The organism is Paenibacillus salivarius (assembly GCF_051307165.1).
In the GTDB taxonomy this organism is placed as follows: domain Bacteria; phylum Bacillota; class Bacilli; order Paenibacillales; family Paenibacillaceae; genus Fontibacillus.
In genome coordinates, this window is the sequence record NZ_CP195592.1 from 1,757,337 (window position 1) to 1,773,322 (window position 15,986).

A 15,986-nucleotide genomic window follows, 5' to 3' on the forward strand; every position below is an offset into this window, starting at 1 on the left:
TATCCCTAGTCTGAACCAACGCACTGTCAGTTTCTAGCTAACTTTTGAAAGCTTCTTGGCGTATGGCCCGTGATTTGTTTGAATTGTCTGCAGAAATGCTCGACATTTTGATATCCGCACCGGGATGCAACATCGGCGATCGTTTGCGCGTTATGTACCAAGTATTCTTTGGCCATGCGAATCCGGTTGTCGATAACGTCGTCCATGCAGGAGATCCCGAAGGTCTTCTTGTAAATGTTTTGCAAATAACCCGGGCTGATCTGGAGAAAGTCCGCCATTTTTGAGACCGACCAGTTGTCGCCGGGACGGCTCTGGATGGCGGTTCTTAGCCTCAACAAATTATAGTACTGGGGCGTAAGCTCGGCATGGCAGTAGGATTCAAGCAGCTTGTTGAACAGTGCCCGGAGCAAACAGTCGATGGAGGATTTTTTGTAATCCCGATGATTATTGTGTTCTGAGACCAGTAGTTCAAATAACTTGCCGCAATAGTCCGGATCGATCAAGGCAAACGGAACGCCTGCCGGAAGAGGGGATTCCGTGATATAGGGTTCGTCCGTTTCGAAGCGGATCCAATCATTGACGAATTGATCCTTCTCGCAGGCACGGTAATAGACTTTCTGCGTCGGCCGGTAAAGGACCGCGTAATGAGCGGGATAGGTCTCAAGCTTGCCGCCGACCCAGAATTGCGCCGGCGTCTTGGTGATGACAAGGAGCCAGTGATAGCCTACGGGCACATCGACGACAAAATGCTCGTTGTGTGATTTATTGCTTTCGACATAGTAAATGTCCGTCAATCGTACCCCTCCTTCTCAGACTGTCATCATTATACCACAGCATGAAATGGAGAATTTCCGAAACAAAAAGTCCGCCTGGTGCGCGTATCGGAGCGCAGGGCGGACTTTTTTGAATGAAGGTTTAGTTCCGGGCTTTAAAGATCCCGAAGGGGCGCCCGACGGGAAGAAAGACTTTCCCGAAATGGACATTCAGCACCGCTGCGCCGGCCCCGTAGAGCGATAGCAGACCGATGCCCATTTCCGCGTAAGCCGCCAGGGAATGGAAGAACTCCGGTGCGATCCCGAACGCGTCGAAAGAAAGTCCAAGAAATAGGATATCGATGAGGACGAAGATGAAAAACAACACTTTATGCGTCTCCATGGCACCGATGGTCATGAATAAAGTAAATATAAGATATCCGGCAAAGGCGAAGCCAAGCTGCTTGCCGTCGATTCCGCCTGCGAGCTGTTGGCCGAATACGCCAAGCTTGATCATCCAGCTGGCGCCCATCGCAAACCAGAAAAAGGCGTAGGCGCCAAAAGCGGTCATGCCGAACGTATTGTTATGCTTGGCATCCTGGATGCTGGCAAAGAGCTGGGCGAAGGCGCCGAGGAAGATCGCCCAGGGTATGGCGTAGCTCAAACCGTCGGTAATGCCCAGCTTTTGAGAGGAAGCGACCAAAGTAACGATGGCCAGCCCGAACAGGCCGATCCCGCTGGGATCGGCCGTGATGATTTTAACTTGCGCGTTAGTCGTATTTTGCATAGTTCCGATAAAGCCTCCAGTAGTTTCGATAGGTCATGTCCTGTGTCATTTCTCCGATACCGAAAAGACATACTGAAGTATTGTATAGGATTTGGGGTTGTCCGTACAGTGTTTCGCGTCACTTGAGCGCAAGAACTTGAAATGTTGCCTCTATGCAAATTGCCGCACTGCGCTTTTGTCCTCCTCGTACAATATCCGGTGGGTCGGATAAGCAAGCTTGACGCCTTCCTCCTCGAATATTTGCAAAAGATTGAAATTGATTTCCTGGCGGATACTCAAATGTTCAGCCCACACGGTCGTTTTCGTGAAAAAATAAAAAAAGATACCCAAACTGCCCGCGTTGAATTCATTGAATTTGACAAGCAAGGTTTGCTGATCGATGCTGGCGTGCTCCCGAAGTATGGCCTCGCAACGGGAAACGGCCGCCGCCAGCCGGTTCGGATCCGTATCAAGGGCGACGTTTAGCGTAAACGTGATCCGTCTTCTGCCCATCCGGCTCCAGTTCGTAATTGGCTCATTGGCCAGCGTGGCGTTCGGCATCGTGACGACCGCATCGGCAAAGGTGCGGATTTTTGTGCTGCGGAACGTGATATCCTCAACGAATCCTTCCACGCTGGGCGTCAGGATCCAGTCTCCCTTGGAGAAGGGCTTCTCCGTAATGATCACGATCCCTCCGAAAATATGGCTCAGCGAGTCTTTGGCGGCAAAAGCGACGGCCACGCTGCCAAGTCCCATACCCGCAACAACTCCGTTAATGCTGAAGCCCCATTCGGCGCCCACAAGCGTTACCGTAAGAACCGCGATGATGAACCGGATCACCTTGGAGAGGAAAGGGATCATCATGCTGGAATCGTCGACGTTCATCCTTTTACTGATTTCCTCCAATATAACGGATGATTTGGCGGATAAAATATAAAGGCTCCAGCCAACCAAAAGGATCAGCCCGCTGCGGAACAAACGCGTGGCAAAAAGCGACGCGCTTGCTGAGGGAGGAAGCAAATAGGAAACGGCAAGATATACGCCAATCAGCACAAAGAACAGGCGGAGCGGTCTTTCAAATGCCTTTTTCCATCGGACGAGGTTAGGCGAGTCTTTACGCAGTTTGTTGAGAATAAGAAAAAAGAGATTGCTCATCCACCTGTTTCCGATGACGAATAAAAGGACTGGAATCGCAACGATACCAATGTCGAGCCACTGGATGCCGTCCAAGCCATGAAGGGGTTGCTCCCATAACGCACGGATATCGGCCACCTCCATTCAAAAGATTTGGATTTCAAATACTAACATGCCTGCTTTGCACTTGTCAAAAAGCTAGACCGCAATGAAGATACGGATACGTACCCTTGTAAAGGTAATTCTTTACAAAGAGGGTAAAACCATTTATATTGTGAATAAATGATTATTTCATTCACATAAACACAAAAAGAGGTCGATATTCTTATGCCCAAAAAATTCTCTGAACAAGAACGAGAGTGGGTTTATCAAAAATTGTTGTCTGAAGGACGGCGCAGTTTTGAAACATTCGGCTTGAAGAAAACCAGCGTAGAAGAATTAACGAAGGCTGCCGGAATTGCGCAAGGGTCTTTTTATAAATTTTTCGGCTCAAAGGAGGAATTGTTGTTCGAAATCATTCAGGAAGACGAAAAAAAAATACGCGATATGCTGATGGAATCGTTCCATTCGGCGGAAGCAGCGACAAAAGAAGGGATAAAGCAGTTCTTACTTCAATCTTTTCAACTCATGGAGGAAAGTCCTCTGTTACGGAAGATGACTCTGAGCGGCGAGATGGAGCAACTTGCCAGAAAATTGCCTAAAGAGACGTTAGAGCAAAACTATAAAGAGGATCAAGATGCATTGATACCCCTGATCGCAATCTGGCAGGCAAGAGGAATATTGCCCGGGGTTGAAGCTGGACTCATCGTCAGCTTGATTCGGGCCATCGTATTGCTCACGATGCACAAAGAAGAAATCGGCAATGAGCGGTTCTCCGGGACGATGGAGCTTTTGGCCGAAGTGATGGCTTCAGGGATCGTCACCGCAAACATACAGCGGGAAGGAATGGGCGAGGGATGATAGAAGTCAAACAGTTGCAGTTCTCCTATCCGGATCAAAAAGAACGTACGCTGCAGGGGCTTGACTTTGCGATTCCGCAAGGTGAAGTATTCGGGTTCCTGGGTCCGTCCGGAGCAGGGAAAAGCACCACGCAAAAGATATTGATTGGCGTATTGAAATCATACGTCGGCAGCGTAAAAGTGATGGGAAAAGAGATAAGGGAAGCCGGACCGGATTACTATGAACGGATAGGGGTAGCTTTTGAATTTCCTAATTTTTATACAAAGTTTACTTCGCTTGAGAATTTAAATTTGTTCCGATCGCTTTATGCAGGGCCAACGGAAGAGCCTCAGAGGTTGCTGGAACTCGTCGATCTCGGCCATGCCGCTAACATGAAGGTTTCTCAACTGTCGAAGGGGATGAAGATGCGGCTTAATTTTTGCAGGGCGATCTTGAACGACCCGGATATATTATTTCTGGACGAACCTACTTCGGGTTTGGATCCCGTTAATGCGCAAAGAATGAAAGATTTGATTCTGGAGAGAAAGGCTGCGGGAAAAACCGTGCTCATCACGACTCACAACATGCATGCAGCCGAAGAAATCTGCGATCGTGTTGCGTTTATCGTCGATGGTCAAATCAAGCTGATCGACTCCCCACGCGAGTTAAAGCTCCGTGAGGGCAAAAGGAGCATTCGGGTGGAGTACCGGGATAAAGCTGCAATAAGACACGCGGATTACTCTCTCGATGGGCTTGGAGAAAACGAGCATTTCTTGAAATTAATGAGGGAAAACTCCATCGAAACGATTCATTCCATGGAGTCGTCGCTGGAGCGGATCTTTCTCGATGTAACGGGGAGGAAGTTGACATGAGAGCGGCCGCTGCCATCGCGTTTGATATCAAGTTCCAATGGCGACACGGGTTGTATTTTGTCTATGTCGTCGTTTGCGCATTTTATTGGACACTGTTTCATTTTATTCCGGATCGCTATTTGGAAAAGGCAACCGTATTATTGACCTTTAGCGATCCAAGCGCATTAGGACTTATTTTGGCGGGAGGCATTGTCTTACTCGAAATGGATCAGGGCATACATGATCCGTTATTCATCACGCCGATACGTATTCGGGAATACTTGGTGGCCAAGGCCGCTTCCTTATCTTTGCTTTCGCTCTTGGCAGCCTGGGTAATTCATCTGATTTCGCTAGGGGTTCCGGAATCGCCCGTCGTCTTTTCTACCGGCATTGTATTGACCTCCAGCTTCATGACGCTCTTGTCGATCGGAGTTGCGGCACGATATCGGACCATTAACAGCTTTATCCTTATGTCCCAGGTGTATACGCTGCCCTTTGTTCTCCCATTGCTTGATTTTTTGGAGGTATGGGAATCGAAGCTATTTCTGCTTTTGCCGACTGAAGGGTCATTAGTGTTACTGCAATCCGCTTCTACTCATCTTGCATTTGCGGAAATCCTATACTCCTTGTGTGTTTTGCTTATATGGAACTGCATTGTTTATATATGGGCCCGCCGTTCGTATGAGCGGCATATTTTAAGCCGGATCGGCGAGGGAAGGTCCGTAAGATGAGAAGATACAAGGCGTTACTCCTAAATGATATACGGCACACCGTCTTGGACCCGGTTCTTATGGTGGGAATTTTCGGACCGTTGGCGCTTTTGTTCATGACCCGATTCGGGTTTCCCACAGCCGACACTTGGATCGAGGGAAGATATTCGTTTGATATTGAACAATACTCGGATTTTGCCGTCACCTTTCTGGTTTCATCGATTCCAATGCTAACGGGAATGCTGACAGGGTTGCTTATGCTTGATGAGCGGGATGAGAATGTAATAGCCTACTATTCCGTTACGCCGCTAATGAGGAAAGGGTATTTGATATATAGGTTTGGTTTGCCGACCATGCTTTGCCTGCTGCTTTCCTTGCTTTATTTGTTGTTTTCGGGAATTTCAGGGTTCGGCATCGGGAGTGTGTACGTACTCTTGCTACTGGCTCTAGAAGCGCCATGCTTCGGGTTATTTCTTGCCGCTTTTTCGGCGAACAAGGTTGAGGGATTGGCTTTGTCCAAGATCGGAGGGCTTTTCATTGCCGGACCTGTCATTGCTCATTTTGTGCCCGGGGGTTGGAACGTGGCAGGCGCGTGGATTCCCACCTATTGGCCGGCGAAAATCTATTTGGCGAGCACGGAAGGGAATTTATCCGGCGCATGGGGTTACTTTATTTACGGATTGGCTTTCCATTGTCTGTTGATTTTCTTGATGTTACGCATTTTCCTAAAAAGGATAGATTAATGCTGATATATGTGAAGTATGGATTTCCGCTCATGTTACTTTCAATCCTATTGGCAAGTATTTATGTGTACCTGCGTTATTTATTTTATCAAGGAGGAATTCGATTGATGCTGACATATCAATTTGATCCGGATGTGATTCAAATCCAAGAGAAGACGAATGACAAGGACGTAGAATTCGAAATCCGTGTCGTGAAAGAAGAGGCGCTTGTTCAGGAACTTAGGCAAATTCGAAAATGGTTCGAGACCAATGATGTGCATACGGACGTTTTGTTTTACGGCTATCCTGACCGCACATTTAAAGTGATTGTACGTCATGATTATTATGTGGAATTCGTATTGGAATTGATGAAACACCGGCTTCTGCGCAGCGTGGAGTGGAAGGAGTAATCATAACGGGGTAAAAGTGTTGATTGCCTGATTACAAAAAATGAACAGGGTTCCCTTAAGAGGAATCCTGTTCATTTTTTTATAACATATCCGAAGGATTATTTTATGCATTTGTTCCTTTTTTGGCATTTAGCTCGGCAGTCAGCTTTTCGCCTTCCACATCCAGATTGGGCAGGATTTTATCCAGCCATTTCGGCAGCCACCAGGCTTTGTCTCCAAAAATGGCCATAACCGCGGGAACGAGCAGCATCCGGACAACGAAGGCATCAATCAGGATGCCTATCGCCAGAGAGAATCCAATCGGTTTAATCATCAAATCTTCCGTGAAAATAAACCCGGCGAACACGGAAACCATAATGATCGCAGCTGCCACGACAACACGGCTAGCCAAGCCGTATCCGTGGATGACGCTGTCGCTTCCCCGATGTCCATGGACGTGGGATTCACGCATGGAGGAGACCAGGAAAACCTGATAGTCCATAGCCAATCCGTACAGAATGCCTGTTACCATGATCGGAAGGAAGCTCATAATCGGACCGCCGGTATCAAACCCGAACAGTTCTTTGCACCAACCCCACTGGAAAACCGCGGTGGTTAATCCGAACGTGGCAAGAATGCTCAGCAGAAATCCGACGGTAGCCTTAATCGGCACGAGGATGGATCGGAACACGAGCAGCAGAATCAACAGCGACAAAATGACGATGATACCTATATAAATAGGGAAAACTTCTGCCAACTTGGCCGACATATCGATATTTACGGCCGTCATCCCGGTAACGCCCAAGGTAACGTTATAGTCCTGAGCCATCGGTGAATCGGGGCTCCGCAGTTCTTTTACCAGATTGCCCGTTTCGGTATCTACAGGGCCTGTCTTCGGAATGATACTGAAAATCGCGATCGTACCTTCCGGATTCATGCCGAGAGGAGAAACGACGGATACATTTTCTAATTTCTGAATGTCCTGGGCCAGGCCTCCAAGCACCTGTGGCGTGATCGTTTCAGATTCATTCTTTGGCTCAGCAACGACAACCAGAGGTCCGTTGTAACCCTCGCCAAAGCCGGCGGTGATCGCATCGTAACTTTGCCGTTTGGCCGTGTCCAGGTTTGCGGTCCCTCCCGTAGGCATCCCCAGCTTCATCTCGGTAATCGGGTAAGCCGCCGTTCCGAGAATGGCGATGACTCCGATGATGACGAGCCAACGGAATTTTACGATCCCTTGAACAAACTTGCCGCCGGTTACATTCTTTATGCCTGGTTTTAAACGATTTTTCTCACGCAATTTGCGGGAGCAGATTCGTTCTCCGACCAGACCGAGCAATGCAGGGAGCAGCGTTAAGGCAACAAGGACGTTTAGAAGAATAGTTACCGATGCTACAAGCGCCATCATGTTCAAGAAAGAAATCCCGATCACGAGCAGACCGCACAAGGCGATGATGACCGTCAATCCTGCAAAAAACACGGCGCTTCCGGCAGTGCCGACCGCTCTGGCTGCGGCTTCGCCGGCGGTAAGTCCCTGGTCAAGAATAAGCCGGCGTTGACGGTTGATGATAAAGAGGGCATAGTCGATTCCTACGGCCAAACCAACCATGAGCGCCAAAATAGGGGTGATCGAGGTCATGCTTACGAAACTGGAGATGGCAAAAGCACCGCCTACACCGATTCCGACCCCGATCAGTGCCGTCAGAATAGGCAGACCGGCTGCTACCAAAGAACCCAACGTAACGATCAGAACAATAATCGCGATAACCAATCCGTAAATTTCATTCGTCCCGATTGGAATTTCCGTACCCAGAAGTGATTCGCTCGGCAATGCCTGAATATCGGTGCCGTTTTCTGCTTCCGTAACCGCTTCTACAATCGCGTCGGAGGCACCTTCCGGCAAGGATTGCTGCTGAACCGTAAGCTGAAACTGGAATAAAGCAACACTGCCGTCATTGGCGATTAACACGCCCGGTACAGGATTTCCATCTACAATTAGCGGACCGTAGGATGGCATTTCCATTCCGGCCAGCCCGGCAGAGGCGTCCGATGTATTCCCGCCGCTGGCGGCGTCGTTGTTCTGCTGGGCTTGTCCGGCTTGGGGAGCCAAATCGCTTTGGGCTGCTCCACCCGCCGAAGCGGCCGCTGCGGCAGCCAGCTCGGCGGGATTGATCACATAATCCATATCGTAGACCTTAGCGATGGAGCCCATCATGGCACGGAGCCGTTCCGGCGTATCCAGACGTTCTCCGTCCGGTGCCGTAAATACAACGCTTGCTTGACCTCCTGATGCTTGCGGCAGCGCCGTCTCCAGTTTGTCGAGCACTTTTTGCGAAGGCGTACCTTCGAGTTTCATCTCGGAGCTTACGCTGATTCCGTTAATCCCCAGCATCGCGATGACGATACCCAGGATCAGGACCCAGCCGGCAATAAAATACCAGGGCTTCAGGTAAGCTTTTTTGCCTAATTTGTATAAAAAAGAAGACATGTATGATTTTCCTCCTGCTTGATGTTTTTCTTCTATATCTAATGATCGCTAGTAGAGCTTTGAATATTACAATGGCGGCCCCCGTCTGGTGGCTAAGGGAACTGACGACCGCTATTTCGATAAAAATAACGGATTTCAAAGTGTAACGGAACTGAGAGCTCTTATTTCTCTTCGATTGGCGTGTTTGCCCCACTTGCGACCAATAAGGTTGCTGAGTTCCGTTAGGAACGGGAAATGAGGTCAAAAAGTCAAATAGAGGCCGTGAGTTCCGTTCATGAGGCCGGGTGCGACTTGTCACCGACGAGAGACAAACAGATGTTTCCCGGATCAATCGGCTAGAAGCCGTTTCTTAAATAGTTGAACGTCGTGTCCAAGTATTCCTCAAACGTTGTTATATGAGGAGTATCGTTCATGGGTTCGTCAGTCAACTGCACCTGCAGTTTGCTTTCGATGATCGGCCGGACGGCTCCAAATACCGCTCCTACCAGCAGAGAAGTATACCCCTCGGGGTAGCGATTAAAGTATAAATGGTCCAGTGATTCCTGAGCCGCCGATTGCAAACGGTCAAAAACGCTAAGTATATAGGGTTCCAGAGAAGGATGCTGCTTGGAAAGCGACACGAGTTCCCGCAATCTACGGAGCAGGTCTGCGGTAAACTTCATACTTAACCACTGGTGCAAAGCGTCAAGCGGGTGCGTATCGGCCGTCACCTTCAAATTATCGAATTCTTCGTTGCTTTTAATGGTTAATACGGCCATGGCGACAGCTTCTTCTTTACAGCTGAAGTGATTTGCAAAAGTTCTTTTGGAGTAATGAGCCCGATCCACGATGTCGTCAATAACAAAACCGTCGATACCCCGCTCCAGTGCAAGCTCAAAAGCAGCCTGTGCCAGGGCCTGCGCGGTCTCCACTTTTTTGATATCGCGCAAATTCTGCTTGTTCATCATCAATGTTTTCACCTCGTTCCTGGGGGCGGGTTCATTAGTCTACAAATTTGGATACCAACTGGTTGCCCAAAATGCAATAATGCACTATGGGAAATAAAATGCGGAGATTTCTTTTCCCCTGTACAGGCACGACTGGGCCACGGCCTACATACAATGAACAGACCGCAGAGAAAGCACACATTCCTCAGGAGGTGTCATCAATGCCAGGCCTGTTCAGTATGATTGCTTTATTTATTAAACAACTCAGTCTCCTCGTTTCCTACGTCAAAAATAACGCTTTTCCCCAACCTCTGACCGAAGCGGAGGAAACATTATATCTTCAGCGCATGGCTGAAGGCGATCCCGTGAGCCGGAACCTGTTGATTGAGCACAACCTTAGATTAGTAGCACACATAGTAAAAAAATTCGATAACACCGGCGAGGACTTGGAGGATTTGATCTCCATCGGAACGATCGGACTGATCAAGGCCATCGAGAGCTACCGGCCGAACAAAGGCACGAAGCTGGCGACGTTTGCGGCTCGTTGCATTGAAAACGAAATCCTCATGCATCTCCGGTCGCTGAAGAAAACCCGCAAGGACGTATCACTGCACGACCCGATCGGAACGGATAAAGAGGGTAATGAAATTACGTTAATAGATATTCTCGGCACGGAATCGGACGATGTCGTGGACCGGGTCCAGCTCAAAATGGAAAAGAGCAAAATTTACCGTAACCTCGACATTCTGGATGAACGGGAACAGGAAGTGATCCGGGGGCGTTTTGGACTGGATACCGGGGGAGAAGAGCGGACCCAGCGGGAAATCGCGAAGGAGCTCGGCATCAGCCGGAGTTATGTGTCGCGAATTGAGAAGAGGGCGCTCATGAAGCTGTATCATGAGTTTTATAAGAAGAAATAATATAATAGAGAGAAGTTTCAAACAGGGACCCGCATTGCTCGCGTCCCTGTTTTCATGTTCTGGAATGATATTTCCCCGGCGACACCCCTGCGATCTTTTTGAACGTGCGGATAAAATTGTTGTAGTCATTAAAGCCCGATAAGGCGCAGGTTTCCGTAACCGTCTTGCCTTCGGTCAAATACTGCTTGGCCATGGCTACTCTTTTGATCAGGATATATTGATAAAGCGTGTTGCCGGTCTGACGCTTAAAAAGATGACTCAGATGGGACGGGTCGATCGCAAAACGGGCTGCAAGTCTGCCAAGCGAAAGCTCTGAAGTGAGATGCGCATCAATGTAATCGATCATTTCGGAGATGATCCCGTTTGCCGCAAATGGGGGATCTTGATCCAGATCACGAAACAGGGTATTCACCAGGACCAGCAATTCCGACAAATATACGATCATGAGCACATCGTTTCCGTACCGTGAAGACTTGGAAATCTCCTGCAGCCGACGGCTCATGTTTATTATGGTTGCGATCTGCTCTTCGGGTATAAGAATTGCATGATGTGTGCCGGAGCGACGATTCTGAAAACAGGCGAGCAGATTGGTGGACGAGGTAGAGAGGGCCTGAACGAGGCGATGGTTAAAATGAACGGCGATCCTCTCATAAGGAACGGCTCCATAATGACAGGCACGGTGCAGCTCACGATCATTGAGAACAAGCAGGTGGCCCCGCTGCAGACGGTAATGCGACTGTTCGGCATAAAAATCCACATCCCCGCTCAGAAACAGAAAGATTTCATAGGCGTCATGGAAATGGAAAGGTGCGCTGCGCGGTTCCGTCGTAACGGTATGCTGGACAAGCAATGAATCCTTCAAAGCCAAGTAGTAATCTTCTCGTTTCATTTGGATCGTCCTTATTGAAGTATTACAATCACACAAATTGTACAATAAACGCATGTTTTTTGCCAAATAACGCAAAGAATGCGTTTTTTTATTGATGAATAATAAACTTAGATGATTTTGAATCCATCAGATTACCTATAAAAATGAAGTTCGAGGAGGAGCAGTATGATTCGTGTAGCAATTATCGGTACCGGAAATATCTCTCTGGCCCATCTCGAAGGCTACCTTGCTTTTCCAGAGCGCTGCCGAGTTGTCGCATTCTGTGATATTTATCCCGAGAAGGCGGAACGTAAGATGTCAGAGTTCGGCCTTGACGGAGTGAAGGTCTACAGTTCCCATAAGGACATGCTCGAGCGAGAGGAATTCGACTTGGTCAGTATTTGCACTCCACCCTATACACATGCTGAGATGGCTATTGATTTTATGAAGGCTGGAAAAGATGTGCTCGTAGAAAAGCCGATGGCTGCTTCTTTGGAAGAGTGCGATCAAATGCTGGAGGCACAGAAACAAACCGGGAGGCTGCTGTCGGTTGTCGCTCAGAACCGCTTTACCAATCCTGTGATGAAGCTGAAAAAGGTGTTGGATACAGGAATGGCGGGTCGGCTTTTACATGCCCAGGTGGACTCTTTTTGGTGGAGAGGGCACTGCTATTACGATTTATGGTGGCGGGGAAGCTGGGAGAAAGAGGGCGGCGGATGTACCTTGAACCACGCGGTCCATCATATCGATATGTTGGGTTGGATGATGGGACTCCCTCGGAAGATTACTGCGGTGGTAAGCAATGTCAATCATGATAATGCGGAGGTAGAGGACATTTCTATAGCCATTATGCAATACGACAAAGGTGCGCTGGCACAAGTAACGAGCTCCGTAATCCATCACGGTGAAGAACAGCAAATCATTTTGCAAGGAGAGAAGGCTCGGATCTCTACCCCGTGGAAAGTACATGCCAGCTTATCCAAAGCGAACGGATTTCCGCAAGAGGAACGGAATCAAGCGCTGGAGAAAGAACTAACCGATTATTATGAGCAGCTTCAGAATTTAAACTATCTCGGGCATGTGGGCCAGATCGAGGATCTGCTCACTGCCCTCGAGAGAGGGACAAAACCTCTTGTTACAGGTGTAGACGGGCGGCTGACCATCGAAATGATTACGGCAATTTATAAAGCCGGATTTACTGGGGAGACGGTTGAGCTTCCTTTAAAGACAAGTGATCCTTTTTATACGGTGCAAGGTATTCAAAGCCATGTACGCCACTTTTATGAAAAAAGCGGGAGCATTGAGAATCTTCCGGATGTGGGGATTTCGGTCAGCGGCAGCGATGAGTAATCGTTTTTTCAAAATAACATTTGAATGGAGGAAGTAACATGGGAGCAAAGGATGGGATGAATTATGCGCCGAAAGGCAAACCACAGCCCGTAGTCAAACCTGGGGAGTTTTTCTTTGCAGCGATGCATCTGGATCATGGGCATATTGGTGGGATGTGCAATGGCTTGACGGAGAGCGGCGGCACTCTGAAATATGTATATGACACCAATCGAGCGAGAGGAGAAGAATTTTACAGCAGATATCCTGGTGCTGTTCTGGTGGAAAGTGAGGATCAGATATTGAATGATTCCGAGATCCGGCTGGTGGCTGGAGCCGCAATTACCTCGGAACGATGCAGTCTGGGATTGAGAGTTATGGAGGCGGGGAAGGATTATTTTACGGATAAAGCGCCCTTTACCACCTTGGAGCAGCTTGAGAGCGCAAGACAGAAAGTGAAAGAGACCGGCAAAAAATATATGGTCTACTATTCGGAGCGGATCCATTCTGAATGTGCAATTCATGCCGGGGATCTGATCGAGGCAGGTGCTATCGGCAAGGTGATTCAGATCATCGGACTCGGCCCGCACCGGTTGTCCGGCAGCAGCCGTCCGGACTGGTTTTTCCGAAGAGAAAACTATGGTGGTATTCTCTGCGATATCGGAAGTCATCAGATCGAGCAATACCTGTATTATAGCGGAGCAAGGGATGCAACCGTTGTGCGGAGCCAAATAGCCAACTACCATCACCCCCAGTATCCGGAGCTGGAGGATTTCGGCGATGCCGTTATTGTCGGGGATAACGGAACCACCAGTTACTTTAGAGTCGATTGGTTCACGCCTGACGGCCTGTCTTCCTGGGGGGACGGCAGAGCCGTTATTCTGGGAACCGAAGGGTATATTGAGTTGCGTAAATACGTGAATATTGCCGTAAAAGACACCGGGGGCGGGCATTTATTTTTGGTGGATAAACACGGCGAACACCACATTGAATGTACTGGTAAAGTAGGCTATCCCTTCTTTGGGCAACTCATTCTCGATTGTTTAAACCGTACGGAAACCGCAATGTCGCAGGAGCATGCTTTCAAAGCGGCTGAAATAAGTTTGATTGCGCAACAACATGCCGTGCGTCTGGGAGAGAAATCATGATAAAGACTCGGAACCATTGACGTTTCCAAATTTCGGTGATATATTGTGCATACACGATATGCACAATATTTTTTTTAGGGGGTATAACATGCTGGCGTTAGATGTTCGAAACATCAACAAGAAGTACCCGAATTTTGAACTAAAAAATGTTTCGTTCCAACTGGAAAAGGGTTATATTATGGGCTTTATCGGTATTAACGGTGCAGGTAAAACCACCACAATCAAATCGATTTTGAGTATGACTCATATCGATAGCGGTGAGGTTCACATCCTGGGCAGAAGCATGGCCGAACATGAGCTTGATTTGAAGCAGGACATCGGTTTTGCCTTCGGGAGCATCGATTTTTATACGCGCAGTAAAATAAAGACATTGACCGAAACCATAAAAAAGTTTTATCGGAATTGGGACGACGAGACCTATTCCTACTATCTGCGGAGATTCAAATTGGATGAAAATAAAAAAATCGCCGACCTCTCGACAGGTATGAAGGTAAAGTACAGTCTCGCCCTTGCTCTATCCCATGGGGCAAAGCTGCTTATTCTTGACGAACCGACAAGCGGGCTTGATCCGGCCTCAAGAGATGATCTGCTGGATATTTTTCAGGAGCTTATTGCAGGCGGCGAAGTGAGCATTCTGTTCTCGACGCATATTACCTCCGACCTGGAGAAGTGTGCGGATTTCATTACTTTTATCTCGAACGGACAAATTATACTTAGCTGCGAGAAGGAGGAGTTCAAGGAATCGTATCTCCTGCTGAACGGCAGCGAAAGCCAGCTGAATCAGGTGAAAGACAAGATGATTTCCTATAAAACGAATTCATTTGGTTTTACGGGCTTGATTCAAACGAGCGAATATGATCCATCTTATGGCTTGAAAACCGCCACGCCAAGCCTTGAAGATATCATGATTTATTACACGAAGAAGGAGGGTGGAATCCTTGTTTAACCTTGTAATGAAGGATATAAAGATAGGCGTACATCCCTTGTTTTTAATTATGCCATTGTTGACCGGCGCTTTAATGTTCATTCCCGGCTGGATTTACTTCATTGTCATTTTGTATTTTTGCTGGATCACGATACCGAATATGTTTAACCAGTTCCGATCGCAGAATGATTTGATGTTTACCTCGATGATGCCTGTCACCAAGTGGGATATCGTAAAAGCGCGGCTAATCGTGGTTGTTGGATTGGAGATTGCGCATATTGCGGTTGCCTTGATCTTTGGCATGATCACACTCCGCTTATATCCGAATTTGGATTATACGTTCTTCCCGCCGAATTTGGGATTCTTTGGTTTGTGCTTTGTCATGCTGGCGTTGTTTAATCTTATCTTTATTCCGATGTACTACAAGACGGCTTACAAGTTCGGCGGTGCACTGCTCTACTCCACCGTGGCTGCTACGCTGTTCGCCGGGATCGTCCAGTGGATCGGAATCCAGAGTCCCATGTTGTCTGAAATTTTCTATGGTACGGAGGGTCAAAGTGTGGCGTTCCAAGCTTATATTTTGATCGCGGGGATCGTCATATTCTTTGCACTTACCGTCATTGCCTATCGAATTGCGGCCAAGCGATTCCTTCAAGTGGAGATCCAATGAACATTGCGATCTCGAACACCTCTGAGAAACCGATATATCAGCAGCTTTTTGAGCAAATCAGCGCTCAAATTCTGAAAGGTGAGCTGGAAAGCGGCTATTGTCTGCCGCCAATCAGGCAGGCAGCCCATGAGCTGCGCGTTAGTGTCATCACCGTCAAGAAGGCATGGGAAGAACTCGAACGGTGCGGTTTGATCAATACGATTACAGGGAAGGGATGCTTTGTGGCCGAATTTTCACCCGAAGAGATGCTGCGAATACGCAACGAAATGGTTACGAAACAAATGGCTGGCGAAGTGTTTTATTACAAGTCCTTTGGTCTCACCTTGGATGAAATGATAGAACTGTTGAAAAAGGTTTATTAATGAGCCGATTTACGGGAATCTGGTTAAACGAGTTAAAATAGGCTGGAAGAGGCTACCTTTAATTTCTACATGGGGGGCTGGCGAACAAAT

General features: G+C 48.1%; 17 protein-coding genes. 11 read left to right on the forward strand and 6 right to left on the reverse strand.

The features are described from left to right. Positions 1–26 precede the first annotated feature (26 nt). From ACSFXJ_RS07725 to ACSFXJ_RS07735, 3 genes are all read right to left on the reverse strand, one after another. Positions 27–794 carry a helix-turn-helix domain-containing protein gene (locus ACSFXJ_RS07725; RefSeq protein ID WP_435924592.1) on the reverse strand — a complete coding sequence of 256 codons (768 nt, stop codon included), beginning with the start codon at positions 792–794 and terminating at the stop codon, positions 27–29. A gap of 121 nt (positions 795–915) precedes the next feature. After that, positions 916–1,539 (reverse strand): acetate uptake transporter, encoded by a 624-nt coding sequence (locus ACSFXJ_RS07730; protein WP_435924593.1) that lies wholly within the window; start codon positions 1,537–1,539, stop codon positions 916–918. Between the two features lie 150 nt (positions 1,540–1,689). After that, positions 1,690–2,673: a mechanosensitive ion channel family protein gene (locus ACSFXJ_RS07735; protein WP_435924594.1), complete on the reverse strand. Its 984-nt coding sequence runs from the start codon at positions 2,671–2,673 to the stop codon at positions 1,690–1,692. 306 nt (positions 2,674–2,979) lie between these two features. Here ACSFXJ_RS07735 and ACSFXJ_RS07740 point away from each other — a divergent pair, with 306 nt between their 5' ends. The 5 genes from ACSFXJ_RS07740 to ACSFXJ_RS07760 all read left to right on the forward strand — a co-directional run bounded on the left by ACSFXJ_RS07740 (position 2,980) and on the right by ACSFXJ_RS07760 (position 6,284). After that, the gene (locus ACSFXJ_RS07740) at positions 2,980–3,612 is read left to right on the forward strand and encodes a TetR/AcrR family transcriptional regulator (RefSeq protein ID WP_435924595.1); all 633 of its coding nucleotides are present in this window, start codon (positions 2,980–2,982) and stop codon (positions 3,610–3,612) included. Continuing rightward, positions 3,609–4,463 carry an ABC transporter ATP-binding protein gene (locus ACSFXJ_RS07745; protein WP_435924596.1) on the forward strand — a complete coding sequence of 285 codons (855 nt, stop codon included), beginning with the start codon at positions 3,609–3,611 and terminating at the stop codon, positions 4,461–4,463. The genes ACSFXJ_RS07740 and ACSFXJ_RS07745 overlap by 4 nt, the downstream gene beginning before the upstream one ends. Beyond that, the gene (locus ACSFXJ_RS07750; protein WP_435924597.1) at positions 4,460–5,173 is read left to right on the forward strand and encodes a fluoroquinolone export ABC transporter permease subunit; all 714 of its coding nucleotides are present in this window, start codon (positions 4,460–4,462) and stop codon (positions 5,171–5,173) included. Before ACSFXJ_RS07745 ends, ACSFXJ_RS07750 begins: the two co-directional genes overlap by 4 nt. Further along, on the forward strand, positions 5,170–5,895 hold the full coding sequence (locus ACSFXJ_RS07755) for a hypothetical protein (RefSeq protein WP_435924598.1): 726 nt from the start codon (positions 5,170–5,172) through the stop codon (positions 5,893–5,895). Before ACSFXJ_RS07750 ends, ACSFXJ_RS07755 begins: the two co-directional genes overlap by 4 nt. A gap of 107 nt (positions 5,896–6,002) precedes the next feature. Further along, entirely contained in the window at positions 6,003–6,284 is a 282-nt protein-coding gene (locus ACSFXJ_RS07760) for a hypothetical protein (RefSeq protein ID WP_435924599.1), read from the forward strand. 103 nt (positions 6,285–6,387) lie between these two features. On the opposite strand, the gene ACSFXJ_RS07765 is transcribed toward ACSFXJ_RS07760, so the two are convergent. Both ACSFXJ_RS07765 and ACSFXJ_RS07770 read right to left on the reverse strand, forming a co-directional pair. Next, entirely contained in the window at positions 6,388–8,751 is a 2,364-nt protein-coding gene (locus tag ACSFXJ_RS07765) for an MMPL family transporter (protein WP_435924600.1), read from the reverse strand. A gap of 335 nt (positions 8,752–9,086) precedes the next feature. After that, complete coding sequence (locus tag ACSFXJ_RS07770) at positions 9,087–9,698, reverse strand: TetR/AcrR family transcriptional regulator (protein WP_435924601.1); 612 nt, start codon at positions 9,696–9,698, stop codon at positions 9,087–9,089. A 200-nt stretch (positions 9,699–9,898) separates the two neighbouring features. Here ACSFXJ_RS07770 and sigK point away from each other — a divergent pair, with 200 nt between their 5' ends. After that, on the forward strand, positions 9,899–10,597 hold the full coding sequence (gene sigK / locus ACSFXJ_RS07775; RefSeq protein ID WP_435924602.1) for an RNA polymerase sporulation sigma factor SigK: 699 nt from the start codon (positions 9,899–9,901) through the stop codon (positions 10,595–10,597). A gap of 52 nt (positions 10,598–10,649) precedes the next feature. Here sigK and ACSFXJ_RS07780 read toward each other — a convergent pair whose 3' ends face one another. Further along, a complete protein-coding gene (locus ACSFXJ_RS07780) occupies positions 10,650–11,486 on the reverse strand; it encodes a helix-turn-helix domain-containing protein (RefSeq protein WP_435924603.1) in 837 nt (278 codons plus the stop codon). Positions 11,487–11,651: 165 nt separating this feature from the next. On the opposite strand from ACSFXJ_RS07780, the gene ACSFXJ_RS07785 reads away from it, so the two are divergent. From ACSFXJ_RS07785 to ACSFXJ_RS07805, 5 genes are all read left to right on the forward strand, one after another. After that, positions 11,652–12,815 carry a Gfo/Idh/MocA family protein gene (locus ACSFXJ_RS07785; protein WP_435924605.1) on the forward strand — a complete coding sequence of 388 codons (1,164 nt, stop codon included), beginning with the start codon at positions 11,652–11,654 and terminating at the stop codon, positions 12,813–12,815. A 38-nt stretch (positions 12,816–12,853) separates the two neighbouring features. Continuing rightward, positions 12,854–13,939, forward strand: a complete 1,086-nt coding sequence (locus ACSFXJ_RS07790; RefSeq protein ID WP_435924606.1) for a Gfo/Idh/MocA family protein — start codon at positions 12,854–12,856, stop codon at positions 13,937–13,939. 88 nt (positions 13,940–14,027) lie between these two features. Beyond that, positions 14,028–14,885 carry an ABC transporter ATP-binding protein gene (locus tag ACSFXJ_RS07795; RefSeq protein ID WP_435924608.1) on the forward strand — a complete coding sequence of 286 codons (858 nt, stop codon included), beginning with the start codon at positions 14,028–14,030 and terminating at the stop codon, positions 14,883–14,885. Then, positions 14,878–15,534 carry an ABC-2 transporter permease gene (locus ACSFXJ_RS07800; protein WP_435924610.1) on the forward strand — a complete coding sequence of 219 codons (657 nt, stop codon included), beginning with the start codon at positions 14,878–14,880 and terminating at the stop codon, positions 15,532–15,534. Before ACSFXJ_RS07795 ends, ACSFXJ_RS07800 begins: the two co-directional genes overlap by 8 nt. Next, a complete protein-coding gene (locus ACSFXJ_RS07805; protein WP_435924612.1) occupies positions 15,531–15,896 on the forward strand; it encodes a GntR family transcriptional regulator in 366 nt (121 codons plus the stop codon). Before ACSFXJ_RS07800 ends, ACSFXJ_RS07805 begins: the two co-directional genes overlap by 4 nt. Positions 15,897–15,986 lie beyond the last annotated feature (90 nt).

Excerpts from the sequence above, each read along its gene's own strand:
- ACSFXJ_RS07765 (WP_435924600.1), bottom strand. The coding sequence starts at position 8,751 with ATGTCTTCTTTTTTATACAAATTAGGCAAAAAAGCTTACCTGAAGCCC.
- ACSFXJ_RS07760 (WP_435924599.1), top strand. The coding sequence starts at position 6,003 with ATGCTGACATATCAATTTGATCCGGATGTGATTCAAATCCAAGAGAAG.
- ACSFXJ_RS07770 (WP_435924601.1), bottom strand. The coding sequence starts at position 9,698 with ATGATGAACAAGCAGAATTTGCGCGATATCAAAAAAGTGGAGACCGCG.
- ACSFXJ_RS07750 (WP_435924597.1), top strand. The coding sequence starts at position 4,460 with ATGAGAGCGGCCGCTGCCATCGCGTTTGATATCAAGTTCCAATGGCGA.
- ACSFXJ_RS07730 (WP_435924593.1), bottom strand. The coding sequence starts at position 1,539 with ATGCAAAATACGACTAACGCGCAAGTTAAAATCATCACGGCCGATCCC.
- ACSFXJ_RS07790 (WP_435924606.1), top strand. The coding sequence starts at position 12,854 with ATGGGAGCAAAGGATGGGATGAATTATGCGCCGAAAGGCAAACCACAG.
- ACSFXJ_RS07735 (WP_435924594.1), bottom strand. The coding sequence starts at position 2,673 with ATGAGCAATCTCTTTTTTCTTATTCTCAACAAACTGCGTAAAGACTCG.
- ACSFXJ_RS07780 (WP_435924603.1), bottom strand. The coding sequence starts at position 11,486 with ATGAAACGAGAAGATTACTACTTGGCTTTGAAGGATTCATTGCTTGTC.
- ACSFXJ_RS07795 (WP_435924608.1), top strand. The coding sequence starts at position 14,028 with ATGCTGGCGTTAGATGTTCGAAACATCAACAAGAAGTACCCGAATTTT.
- ACSFXJ_RS07805 (WP_435924612.1), top strand. The coding sequence starts at position 15,531 with ATGAACATTGCGATCTCGAACACCTCTGAGAAACCGATATATCAGCAG.
- ACSFXJ_RS07785 (WP_435924605.1), top strand. The coding sequence starts at position 11,652 with ATGATTCGTGTAGCAATTATCGGTACCGGAAATATCTCTCTGGCCCAT.
- ACSFXJ_RS07740 (WP_435924595.1), top strand. The coding sequence starts at position 2,980 with ATGCCCAAAAAATTCTCTGAACAAGAACGAGAGTGGGTTTATCAAAAA.
- ACSFXJ_RS07755 (WP_435924598.1), top strand. The coding sequence starts at position 5,170 with ATGAGAAGATACAAGGCGTTACTCCTAAATGATATACGGCACACCGTC.
- ACSFXJ_RS07745 (WP_435924596.1), top strand. The coding sequence starts at position 3,609 with ATGATAGAAGTCAAACAGTTGCAGTTCTCCTATCCGGATCAAAAAGAA.
- sigK (WP_435924602.1), top strand. The coding sequence starts at position 9,899 with ATGCCAGGCCTGTTCAGTATGATTGCTTTATTTATTAAACAACTCAGT.